The sequence below is a fragment of the Accumulibacter sp. genome (genome assembly GCF_032229525.1).
GTDB lineage: Bacteria > Pseudomonadota > Gammaproteobacteria > Burkholderiales > Rhodocyclaceae > Accumulibacter.
This window is the reverse complement of record NZ_JAVTWB010000109.1, coordinates 1-11,996: the sequence shown is the minus strand read 5'-3', so window position 1 is coordinate 11,996 and position 11,996 is coordinate 1. Positions and strand designations below refer to the sequence as shown.

Sequence of the window (11,996 nt, the reverse complement as noted above, 5' to 3'; positions counted from 1 at the left end):
CGAAGTCATACGCATAGGAGCGGCGCGATCAATTCAATACACGCTACGCGATAGCGCGCGCGGGTTGCCGGACATCCCGGTCTATCGGGTCGATGCAGAAGGCCGGATCCGGCAACTGGGAAGGCTGACGCCAGTCCGTCCCGAAGGATTCGCCATGTGCCAGGAGGACGGTGTGACCCTGCACAGCGACGGATTGCCGTGGTGCTTGTTCGACATGCGCCCGCAAGGATATCTTGGCCGGAGGTACGCTGCTCGCCATGGCCCTGAACTTGGCCTACCGGAGCGGCTCAGCGAGTGGACCGACACCCACGCCTTGCGGGCGCTGCTGGTGCATGGCCATGATGTGGTGGGGAATCTGTTACTGGGCGATATTGCGAGGGATCGTTTTCTCACTGCGCCTGTTCCCGATCCAATCTCCGAGGGACAGAAGACCGAGGAATATGCCCGCTTGGCGCTGGAAGCCGCCGACGCTGAGAACCCTGGCTCGTCAGCGGGCGGCGAGCAGCCGAAGTTCACCACCAGAGCCATGACGCCAGATGGGCCTCGGCACGTTCTCGTGAAGTTCAGCGAGTTGGAGGAAGGACCCGTAAGCGAGCGCTGGCGCGATCTGCTGCTGGCCGAACACCTGGCACTGGAGACGCTGCGCGAAGCCGGCATCGCTGCTGCCAAGACGCAGGTATTTGACCGTGGCGTGGACCACGGCGCTCAGCGCTTCCTCGAGGTCGAGCGTTTTGACCGCATCGGCAACCTGGGTCGGCGCGCGCTGATCTCTTTGGCCGCGCTGGATGCCGAGTTCGTTGGGGCAGGAACAGGCGGCTGGCCAGTCATTGCGCGCCGCCTTGCTGTTGACGGCCAGATCCGTCCAGACGCAGCGGACGGCGCAGACCTCTTGTGGGCCTTTGGCACCCTGATCGGCAACACCGACATGCACAGCGGCAACTTGTCATTCGTCTCCGAACACGGTCGGCCGTATGAGCTTGCACCAGCCTACGACATGACGCCGATGAGCTTCGCGCCCCGCAGTGGGGGCGGCTTGCCGGACACCATCTCCGAGGCGAGCATTCACGCCAGTGTGGCCAACGAAACCTGGCGGCGGGCAGAAGAACTGGCGCAACGGTTCCTCGCCCGGCTCATGGCCGCGACAGGGTTCAGCCACCGCTTTGAACCGTGCATCGCCGCGCTGGAACATCACCTCGAGACCGCCAGCGCCAAGATTGGACGGCTGGGGTGAGTCTGTAGCCAGGAAGCACAGCCGGTGGGTGGCCAAGAACTGAATCGGCCTGGCAGACCTGTCGGAACGGCGGCTTCCCATTGCCAAACGCACAGGCGCTCCGCCCTGGATGGAGGACATGGGCCGATCACCTGACATCAAGCTGCAGTTTCCGCCTGGCCGCCGGGCGGGTATCCTCGGCGGATGCCTCCGATTCGCTTACCAGGCGCTGCCCGCCGGCTGCTGGCGGTGCTGCTGCCCTCACTCCTCGTACTACTGCTGCTGTGGCTGGCCCTGCCGCGACTGCTCGGCCTGGCGGCGGAGCACTGGCTGGCCGTCCCGGGCCTCGAGGAATTGCAGGTCGATGTCGAGGAGGTCGGCGGCGACCATGCGCGCCTGCGCGAAGTGCGCGCCGTCTATCAAAGCGCCGGCGGCGACCGTTACCGCATCGCCCTGCACAATATCGCCATCGACTACTCGCTGCCCGGTGGCCAGGTGGAACGCCTGGACGTGGCCAGCGGCGAGTTGGAGTTACTCACTGGGCAGACGGCGCCGCCCTCCCCCTGGCCGCTGCTCGAGTGGCCGGATCTGCCGCTCGGCGAAGCACAGGTCCGCGACCTGCGGGTGACCGTTACCTGGCCCGACCGGCCGGAGCGGCCGCGACTGGAAGCGCGTGGCGACTTCCGCCTGCGGCAAACGGCGGGGCAATGGCAGGCGGAATTCCGGCCAGATGCCGACCTCCTGCGGATTACAGCGATTGCTCCGCAAGCTCCCGACACGGCGCTCGAAATCCATGCCGAGTGGTTGCCGGCCGCCGGCCCGGCGGCGGACGCCCGCCTGTCCATCGGCCGCCAACCCACGCAGCAAGCCGCCACGCTACTCGCCCAATTGCCGCTGCCTGTGCTGGCGGCACTGGGGCGCCACCTGGGCCTTGCCCTGCCGCCGGGCGAAATTGGTGGCAGCGTCAGGCTGCAAGCCGAAGCGCTGCTGGGCGAGATGGCCGGCAGCGTGCGTGCGCTCAGCGGCGAAGCCGAATTTGCCGATACCCACCTGCAGGCGACGACAGCGCCGCTGGCGCTCGAGCTTTCGGGCAAGCTGCGCTTTGCCTGGCAGCCGCCCGCGGCGCAGCTCGAATTGCTGCCGGGGCTGCGCTGGCAGCTGGCGCTCGACGGCGAGCAAGCACTGCACGCCAGCGGTCGCCAGGAGACGGCTTTCGCCATTCGCCACGACAACGGGGTGGCGGTCAGCGAGGGCGAACTGGCGTTTGCCGTGCAATCGCCGCAATGGGGACACTGGCACGCTGCGCTGCGGCGCCTGACGCTGCACGGCGGGACAGACCTGGCGGACTGGAACAGCGCCGACGCACAATTGCGACTCCAGGGGCAGCTGCCACCATGGCAACAGAAGACGATGCGGGTCGGAGAGATGAAGGCGACGGGCGACGCCACCCTGCACTGGTCCCGGTCGACCGAGGTACGCAGCGAGCTAACCATGCAGGTCGGCGTCGGACGCCTGTCGTGGTTGAGTGATCCGCCGCTGCGCGTGAACGCGAGCACCTGGCAGGTCAAGGCCGTCGCGCTGGCCAAGGCGGACGATCCTTTCGGGCCGAGCCTGGTCGTGCAGGGCGAAGCGAGCAGCCCGCAACTGACCGCGGTGCTGGCTGGCCGCCCCGACAAAACGCTGACGCTCGGCGCAAGCCGCCTGCAACTGCTGCGCTTCCGTCCGGCCGGGCGCAGTGCGCCAGGCGACGCAGGCGACGCACCCAACAAAGGCGGGGCAGGCGAGGCAGAAGGCGAATTGCTACTTTCCGCCGACGCGCTCCACATCGGCAACTGGCCCTCCCCCGACCTGCGCGCCCGCTTGCGCCTCGATGGCGACGCTTTGCGCGCCGACGGCACCCTGCGCCTGCAGCAGATGGACGTCCTCAGCTTTGCCGGCTCGCATGCACTCGAGCGCGGTTGCGGCAAGGCGACGCTCGCCACGCAGCAAAACCTGCCGAAGCTCGGCCAACTGCTGCAGCCGCGTCCACCCGCCCTGCTCAAGCTCGCCCTGCTGGCGGGCGAAGCCGATGCGCACTTTACGGTGGACTGGTGCACCAAGTCGACGCCGCGCTTCGACGTCAAGGGAAAGCTGCAGGCACGCGCAGTCGCCCTGGGCTGGGAGCGAGCGCGGGTGGAAGGCTTGCGCACCACGCTGCAGCTCGACGGCCTGCAGCCGCTACGCGGCCGTCTTCAGCTGGCCGCACGGGACGGCAAGCTGGCTACCGGCACGTCGCTGTCCGATCTCGACGTCGACCTGGCGCTGGCGGCGCAGACGCTGAGCGTGCGCGCGCTGCAGGTCAAGCTGCTCGGCGGCAGTGTGGGCAGCGAGCCGCTTGACCTGCCCTGGCCGCCGTCGGAAAAAACCCTGCCCCTGCAAGTTCGCCAGATCGACCTTGGTCAGCTGCTCGCGCTGCTTCAGGTTCAGGACCTGTCGGGAAGCGGCCAGCTCGGCGGCGTCCTGCCGATCGCCTGGCGCGACGGCGGCGTCGAAGTCGACAATGGCGAACTGAGCAGCGCCGGCGGCGGCACGATCAAGTACACGCCGCCGCTGCTCACGCCCGACAACCCCGGCCTGCAGGCCTTGCGCAACTTCCACTTCCAGCAGCTTGGCGTGCGCCTGTGGTATGGGTCCGAGGGCGCTTACCGCACCCGAGCCACGCTGGAAGGCAGCAACCCCGATTTCTACAGCGGCTATCCGGTACGTTTTCGACTCAACATCAACGGACAACTGCCGGGGCTGTTCCGCGCGGCGCTCTTCTCCGGCGACTTCAACCGTCACATTCTGGAACAATTGCAATCAGGCAAACTGGAATGAGTTTGTTATGCTTGCCTGGTCCCCACTTGCGGAGCACGCCGATGCCCAGGAAATCCCCCCTGCTTGCCCTTGCTGCGCTGGTGCTGCTGCTTGGCGCGTGTTCGCCAACCGTACGCCTCGAGGCACCCGATAAACCCATCGAAATCAACATGACCGTGAATATCAAGCACGAGATTCTGGTCAAGGTTGAAAAAGACGTTCAGCAATTGTTCGACGCGAACAAGGGCCTGTTTTGAACGACGCTTATCTTGACCGGGAAACTGCCATGAAGACATTGATCAAAGCATGCGTGCTCAGCCTGTTGCTGATGATGCACGGCGCCTTTGCCGCCGATCTCACGACGGCCAAGGAACAGGGCTGGGTCGGCGAGCAAAACAACGGCTACCTCGGCCTCGTCAGAGGCGGCGCCCCGGCCGACGTCAAGGCCCTGGTGGCCGACGTCAACAGCCGGCGCAAGGCCCAGTTCACGCAGATCGCCAGCAAGAACGGCATCGCCGAAGCCGAAGCCGCCAAGGTCTTCGCCCGCGAAGCAGAGGAACGCACCGTGCCGGGCAACTACATCCAGAATCCGGCCGGCGGCTGGGTGAAGAAATAGGCTGCCGGGCGGAGAGTCGCGGTTATGCGCCTCACCAGTCCGCGGGGCTTGCGCATCTGCGGCACACAGCCCGTTGGCGTTCAGATGGCCGTGGTCAGCTTCCGGGCGTCGCGCGGCCATTGGGAACCGCCGGCTGCCTGGCCGCTCACCATTCCCAAACGGACAGGCGCTCCGCCTTAGATGGAGGAGCGCTTGGGCCGATCACTTGACAGTGAGCCGCAGCTTCCGCATAGCCGCTCGACGCCTAAAGACGGGGATTTACGCATCCCGGTCGTGACTGCTGCAGCAACAAGGTGGTCAGAGTGGAAGCTTTCTAGGAGCGAAAAAGCAAGTGTCTCTGAGCCCTTTGGTGCTCCCGTTGGCGACGCCGCCTGTGGCGCACGCGCCAGCATGTGGCGTCTTGCTCCACTGCCGTGTTTACAAGGAGATCAAGAATGCTCTATTGTCAGACCGTATGGCGAGTGGGCAGGAACGGAGGGCGACATGACGACTCAGTCACGCATTGAATGGACCGAGCAGACGTGGAATCCCACAACCGGGTGCACGAAACTCTCCCCGGGTTGCAAGCACTGCTACGCGGAAGTGATGGCCAGGCGGCTCCAGGCCATGGGCGCAGCGGGTTACAAGAACGGCTTCAAGCTGGCCATCCTGCCCGAGCGTCTGGTTCAGCCGATGCGGCGGAGGAAGCCGACCGTGTACTTCGTGAATTCGATGAGCGACCTTTTTCATGACGATATACCGGACCAGTTCCTCGACCAGGTCTTCGATGTCGTTCGTCAGACACCTCAGCACACCTATCAGATCCTGACCAAGCGCGCGGAACGCTTGCCAAGGTATTTTCGAGATCGCCGTTGCCCGGAGAACGTGTGGTTAGGGGTGTCGGTTGAGGACCGCGAGTACGGCGTGCCGCGCATAGACTTCTTGCGTCAGGTCGAAGCCCGCATCCGGTTTCTGTCAGTCGAGCCGTTGCTGGAAGACGTTGGGACGCTCGACCTGCAGGGCATTCATTGGGTAATCGTCGGCGGCGAGTCTGGGCACGGCGCGCGACCGATGAAACCTGAATGGGTGGAGAGCGTAAAGCAGCAAGCGGACGCCGCTGGCACCGCGTTCTTCTTCAAACAGTGGGGCAGATGGGGTGCCGACGGCGTAAAGCGCCACAAGAAGGCAAATGGGCGCGTTCTCGGTGGTAAAACGTGGAACGCCTACCCCACGCCACGGGCGGTGCTTCAGTCGCCGCGCTATAGCGAGTTGAGCACCTCAGTAGCGATTTTGATAGCCAAGCCGTGAGCGCTTCTCTTCGGGTTTGCCGCCGCGAAGTACAGAGCAAACAGCGGGGCGCCGCCCGGTCGTTTTGAGTCGCCAGCTTGATAGAGGATTTTCGGCTTGGCGACGGCCGGGAATATTCCGCTCAAGCGTGCCGAAACGAATTCCAGCATATCGCGGTGATTGGACTCGCGGACGTCCCCACCTTCCTTACCAAACAGATCGGACTGGCGCTGTGGGGCATAGAACTCCTGGCGCCATGCGTCGGTGCCAAGTATCCGCGTGAGCGACTTCTTTTTATTGGCATCCAGCGCGTCCGCCTTGTTGGCTGCCTGGCGATATAGACCGTAGTAGGGAAACAGATACCAGACGTCGACTGCACCTGTTGCGGCGATCGCTTCCAAGGTTGACCACTCGACGTGCATGCCGCAAGGGTCCAGGAAGAGCACCGCGCGCGTGTTTTTCCAGTCATAGGTCCGGCATATGTATTTCAGCGTGGCGTTCGCATCGTCGCGAATCACCTCAATTCGCTTGTCATGATGCTCGGACTGCAGAGCCCTCAGCGCGGCGATCTTCTGAGCCTCCAGTTCGATGAAACACAGCTTGTGGAATGGTGGAGAGGCCCGCAACGCCCGTCTAACCGAGCCGTCAACGCTACTCTTCTCGCCTTTGACGGAGATGTCGCAGCGGCCGGTACCGGCAAACCCGTCAATGTATATCCGGGTGAAGCCTTGCCGGCTCAGCGCGGTATTGAATGCGGAGAGGTATTTCTCCAGCGCGTCAAGCTTGATGAGCGTCCACGATCCTCCAAATGCGTGTTCATCGGCCGCCGCCTTCTCCTCGTCCGTCTCCATCGCTTTCTCAATGTCAAACACTGGCGCCACTCCTGTCGCTCTTTCTAACCCGCGGCATCCAAAGAGGTCCGATGATTTTGGTTGTCAAATCATTCTGCCGCCTTTAACGCCGTTCGGCGAGGCAAGAGACATCGTTATTCTTTGGTGCATAGGGTAACTCAGATTTATCCTCGATCCGCAGACTGCTGCCGGGCCAATAGCTGACGTAGCTTCTCAGCATGCCGAATAACGCAACCAACTGGGTAAGAGTAAATGCTTTTCGGAGCGCAAAAGCAAATGTCTCGGACCCATTTGGTTGTCCCGAACCGCACAGTCACTTGATCAAAGCTTGCAGGTTCGTTACCCCAACAAAATTGAAGGAAGGGAACTGAGCGCGCGAAAGTCGCCTAAAGTCTTCCAATAAAGGACGCGCTGCTTCTAATCGTGTTGCCATGTCTGAAGCACTGGAGACACCTAGCGCCGTGTAGATGCCAGCTCGAATATCAGAATCGATGGCCTTGAGGAACAGGGGTAAGGACCTTGCCGTTGAGTTATACACGCTTGTGCGAGGAGCCCAGTAGCTAGACCCCCAGCTATCTTCGGACGCTTTATAGTGGACCACCCCGTATAGCGCCAAGAAGACATCTGCTTGCAGCAGTTCTTGGAAGGGCGTGTGTTCGGCTGAGCAGCGTTCCTTAAGTATGTCTGCCGTCAGGCAGATACGGTTTGCCCCCAAGCGGCGATTTCGGTGTTCGTCCATCGACACTATGTAGGAGTCGAATTCTGTGATGTCGGTGACCCTGGGGCTATTGTGACCCGTACGCACCAAGTACGGGTACTTTAAGAAGGATCGAAGAGATTGCCAACGCTCGTACCGAAGCTGAGCTGCAGCGATCATGAGGGTGGCTTCAAGGGCAAAGAAGCGGTAAAGGTCAGCCCAGCCGTCCACACATGAGCCGTCTTCTCTTGGCGAGCCGAATTGCTGGCCCAACTGTTCAAGGAGATGAAAGCAAGCCTTAAGCGCCTTTGGCTCGTCTCCGGAGAATGCTGCCAGCGTGTCGGCGTACTCGGACACTTGATCGCGCAATCCTTTCGTTCTCAGGATTGCTTGGTAGATTTCTTCGTCGTAGCCTTCCTTTCCTTCCGGGCGCACATACAGACGATTGACCTCAGCAACAACGCTACGGACGAACAACACCTCTAACCCCTCACGGTTGGCCTTTGCTTCTTTAATCGCGCGAAGCGCGCCAGCAAGCTCCTTGGCCAAAGGGAGGCCACCACCTTCGGACTTAAGAAACGCAGGAGCTTCGCCAAGTAGAGGTTCCGGGTAGAGAGGTTGCTCGAATATTTGTCGAAGTAGCTCATCGAGTCCTTCTCCGTAACACTCGTCCGATGACAGATCAACGTAAATGCGCCCCTTCATGAACACGGGTAGAAATTCTTCACCGTCCTCTCCGCGCTCGCACAAGACAGGAATGAACTTAATCTGCTGAACTCGAGCGTACAACTCTTGAGAGATGATCTGGCTCTCCGTTCCTACTCCACCGGCACGGCTATTGGCTTTCTCTTGGTACCTGCGATCACAGAGCACTAGTACTTTGACCACCGATGGGTCGGTGACCATGGACTCCATGAAGACGTACTTGTCTTGACCGGGCTTTAACCGCCATTTGTCGAGAACTGCATCGACGCCATGAGTTCTGAGAGAGGTAGCCAACTCCATTACGAACTGTTCGTGCTCCGGGCCCGACCAGCTATATGAGATGAAGACCTTTGGGTGTTCCTTGCTAGCGCTCATGAATATTTCTCGGGGCGATATTATTGGTTGCCGCTCAACTAGCAGCAGGGCATTTCCGGCCACGCCTGCATGAAGTCCCAAGGATCGACAGGAACACCATCCGCGGCGTAGCTTGGTTCGTTGTTGAACTCTTTAGCCAAGCCAAGCATTTCGCAATTTTCTACCGCTCATCAAAGAAGTACGTCGTTTGTGAAAAGGCTAAGGGGTCAGTAGCAAAGTGGAGCAGGGTAAATATTCTTCTGGGAGCGCAAAAGCAGATGTCTCTGACCCATTTGGTGGGCAGTAGCCTGTCTGATCCGCTGGTTCGTCAGCGACGCGTGGCCCGCACCCTGCTGTTCTAATCGGCCACAGGCAATATTCGCTGGACACCCGCGAACGCTCACGCCTAAATACTCAGACCGGTCTGAGTCGGTCTGAGAGTCTCCCACAATGAAAATTGTCGGGATCCTTCAAAAGACCCTTCGCAGTGTGCTTCTGAGCCCTGATATCTTGTCCGAGGTGAATGGCCAGCCAAGCCATGCGCGAAAAATCATCCGAATCAGCCTCGCTCTCTCGACCTTCCATGACGGTAAGAAGCCTTTCCGCCAGAGCTTGTTTCTCTTCCTTTTCAACATTAAGGTCGTGCCCTCGCAGCAGAATATTCAACCGGTTCGCTGTACTTGAAACATCGTAGAACGAGACCTCCGCAAGCTGCGCTCGCTCCACAAAAGAATGAATCTCCCCAAGAGCATCACCCGTGCGATAGCATACTGTGGCTAGCTGGCGCCATGCCTCAGCCGCCTGTCGGCCGGAAGGCTCACTCTCAAGAAATCTGGTCAAAACCTGCTTAGCTTTATCCAAACTCTCAGCACTATTGGTTTCGATATGCCAGCGCGCCAAGGACAGCCAGCCTTGCGGGTAATGGCGGCAAATCATCTCTAAAATTTGTTCATAATCTTGATAACTGCCTCCCGCATCAACCCGTCTAGCAATTCCAGAGACAAACCTCTCTAGCTTATTTGACATATTTAGATGAATATCGTCTCTCCGACTTGGGCCTAGCATCTGCAAGATCTCTATGTCCGCTTGAATTGATGTCTTATAAGGGCTTATGTTAAGCTTTTTCTTTCCAAACACGCTCGCAACCAAGGGCAACACTAGAAACTCTTGCTTGTCGGTTAGGGAGTTGTGCGCCTCGGCAAGCGAATATTGTAGGAGAGACTCAATCCCGGTCTCGACCTCTTGCCGTTCCGACGTGGAGCGCAACAACACAGCCTCGAAGACCAGTCGAGGCACAGATGAACTCCATGAGGAAAGCGTAAGAAACGCTCGTTGTGCGCATGGGCTGAGCGCTGAGTACGTACGCTCAAAAAGTGCTGTGAGTATCTCATCGCTTCCTGCCACGATGTGTGGGATATGCCTGGACTTACCCGTTCTTGCAATCTCACCGAGAAGAATTTTTATTACGTACGGATGCCCTTCGGATTGATGAACAAGATCATCAATATATTTATGCTCCAGACCTCCGGTTATCTCCAAATGAGCGGAAGTCTGTTCAATAAGTTGCCTGGCCTCGCTGTCTGTCATCCCTGACACATCGACTGGATAATCGCCTTTAAAATCTCGCAAGCGCGTTGTAAGCAATGCTTTATTTGGTAGGCGAATGTACGTATCAATCCACGTGAACATTTCCAGCGGGTTCTGCGTAGTTTCAAAATTATCAAATACAAACAGAGTGGCGCCAGCATCAGTTTTGCACAACTGTTGTTCGAAAAAAGATCGCGCGCTAAAATCTTTCTCGGCGATCGCCTTTTCTGATAGCACAAGCTTCGCGTACAGTTTGCTCATATCCTCCGGAGATACGACGTGCGGCCTCACTGGTTTTGGACCGTTTAGTTGCAAATCCACGTCTCGAGCGCTTAGCCAAACTACCGTCATGAATCGCTCGCTGAGGTACACTTTTTCTAACACCACCAGCGCTAGCGACGTCTTACCTATTCCACCCTTTCCACGCAACGTGACAATTGAACGCTTATCATCAAGCAGAAGTTGTTCTAGCTCACCCTCCAACTTGGGCCGCGGCACATAATCGACAATCGAGTCAGGCGCATTAGAAAAACAGTTGGAGCGTAGCTGCAGATCGCCATTTCCGTGCGTCTCACTTTCGGGCAGCGTACCCGCGGGAGCAGAGAATTCCTGCGAATCACCTTCTAGCTTATCGTCCCGCAAGTACGAAAGCAGCTCGTAACCTCTTGCGGAAAAGTTGCCGTTCGCAAAGTAGAAATCGTCCAACTCCGGAGTTGATCGAGCTAGCGTTACGAAGTGAGGCTTTCCCCACATGACGTAGACACCATCGCGGAACGAATGGCAAGCCTCCTTCCGCAAATACTCTAGCGAACTACAATCCCCGGCTATTGGAGAGACTCGATATTTCCCTGATATATTCCTGTGAAGGTAAGCCCACGGACGTTGGAATAATGAAAAATTTTCTATGAACAGATCGATGCTCCTTCGAAAAGATTTCGCGGCCTCCCCGAGATCGCCAGCCTTGGTAGCGCCGTGCCCCCTCGTTTTGTTGCGCAATGTGGCAAGAAGTCGAAACCAACGTTTCATGTCCGACTTCACAGGTAACTCTTCCGCAGCGATACTGACCCTATTTAACGTTGCCTTAAGTTCCTGCAAAGAAGAATATTGCCAATCACCCTCTCGCGTAAGTCTTGATAGTTCGCCTTGTTCGGGATACGCGTCTGATAGCAGATACTGGGATGCCTGCCCTGACAGGGCGTCCTCTAAAGCTCTTGACCAGTCACCGAGTCCATCGGCACGGACCAGTGCGTGCTCAATTCGATACCGATTCCTATCCTTATCATCACGAATCGCTGCCACCATTCCAAGCGTTACGGTCTTGGCAATAACTTCAGCGACCAAAAGGAGATCAAAGAAATATGTGAAATCAGAGTCAGACTTTGCCAATTCCGCGCGACACAGAATCTGTTCTATAGCCTTGTGGCCCAAGATAACGCCCCTATGAGGTGTTGAGGTTAATTGGTTGGCGCTGCAACATGGGAAATCAGCGCTCTTGTTTTCGCTTTATTTCTCCGTCGTAACCCTAGTGTCAACGACACATCATGTGACGCTCGCATGTTCTGGAAAAAGCAACATCTACCTCATGGACTGTCGCGGCCAACGGCCTCATCTGTCTCTTAACAACGGCGACGACCTTTAGGATTGGTCGATTGTACTCATTCAGTGCCCGAACCGAAAGCGCCCTTTGAGTTAGCGGGAAAAATCAGACTGCGATCAACCACGAAGGCGTCTGAAGCGCAGCGCAAGTGGTCAGAGTAAATAGTCTTCTGGGAGCAAAAGAAGCAAATCTCTCTCACCCGTTTGGTTTTTAGAACGCGTGCCGTATGCCGGCCAGGACGGTCTGGTTGCTCTCGCCGGGGGCACCAACGCCGGAAG

General features: G+C 58.7%; 9 protein-coding genes. 6 read left to right on the top strand and 3 right to left on the bottom strand.

What is annotated here, in order from left to right; genetic code table 11:
• The 5 genes from yjjJ to RUW20_RS07120 all read left to right on the top strand — a co-directional run.
• On the top strand, window positions 1-1,231 hold a 1,231-nt coding region (gene yjjJ / locus RUW20_RS07140; RefSeq protein ID WP_313951514.1), incomplete at its 5' end, for a type II toxin-antitoxin system HipA family toxin YjjJ.
• 183 nt (window positions 1,232-1,414) lie between these two features.
• Window positions 1,415-4,066 carry a YdbH domain-containing protein gene (locus RUW20_RS07135; protein WP_313951513.1) on the top strand — a complete coding sequence of 884 codons (2,652 nt, stop codon included), beginning with the start codon at window positions 1,415-1,417 and terminating at the stop codon, window positions 4,064-4,066.
• Between the two features lie 41 nt (window positions 4,067-4,107).
• Window positions 4,108-4,302 carry a YnbE family lipoprotein gene (locus tag RUW20_RS07130; protein WP_313951512.1) on the top strand — a complete coding sequence of 65 codons (195 nt, stop codon included), beginning with the start codon at window positions 4,108-4,110 and terminating at the stop codon, window positions 4,300-4,302.
• 29 nt (window positions 4,303-4,331) lie between these two features.
• The gene (locus RUW20_RS07125) at window positions 4,332-4,661 is read left to right on the top strand and encodes a YdbL family protein (RefSeq protein WP_313951511.1); all 330 of its coding nucleotides are present in this window, start codon (window positions 4,332-4,334) and stop codon (window positions 4,659-4,661) included.
• Between the two features lie 483 nt (window positions 4,662-5,144).
• Window positions 5,145-5,948: a phage Gp37/Gp68 family protein gene (locus tag RUW20_RS07120; protein WP_313951515.1), complete on the top strand. Its 804-nt coding sequence runs from the start codon at window positions 5,145-5,147 to the stop codon at window positions 5,946-5,948.
• On the opposite strand, the gene tcmP is transcribed toward RUW20_RS07120, so the two are convergent.
• Together tcmP and RUW20_RS07110 are read right to left on the bottom strand one after the other, a co-directional pair.
• Window positions 5,900-6,799, bottom strand: a complete 900-nt coding sequence (gene tcmP / locus RUW20_RS07115) for a three-Cys-motif partner protein TcmP (protein ID WP_313951510.1) — start codon at window positions 6,797-6,799, stop codon at window positions 5,900-5,902. The genes RUW20_RS07120 and tcmP overlap by 49 nt on opposite strands.
• Before the next feature lie 292 nt (window positions 6,800-7,091).
• The gene (locus RUW20_RS07110; RefSeq protein WP_313951509.1) at window positions 7,092-8,555 is read right to left on the bottom strand and encodes a toll/interleukin-1 receptor domain-containing protein; all 1,464 of its coding nucleotides are present in this window, start codon (window positions 8,553-8,555) and stop codon (window positions 7,092-7,094) included.
• A 23-nt stretch (window positions 8,556-8,578) separates the two neighbouring features.
• Here RUW20_RS07110 and RUW20_RS07105 point away from each other — a divergent pair, with 23 nt between their 5' ends.
• On the top strand, window positions 8,579-8,896 hold the full coding sequence (locus RUW20_RS07105) for a hypothetical protein (RefSeq protein ID WP_313951508.1): 318 nt from the start codon (window positions 8,579-8,581) through the stop codon (window positions 8,894-8,896).
• 52 nt (window positions 8,897-8,948) lie between these two features.
• Here the strand turns inward: RUW20_RS07105 and RUW20_RS07100 are convergent, their stop codons facing one another.
• Window positions 8,949-11,549, bottom strand: coding sequence for an NB-ARC domain-containing protein (locus RUW20_RS07100; RefSeq protein WP_313951507.1), 2,601 nt, complete (start codon window positions 11,547-11,549; stop codon window positions 8,949-8,951).
• Window positions 11,550-11,996 lie beyond the last annotated feature (447 nt).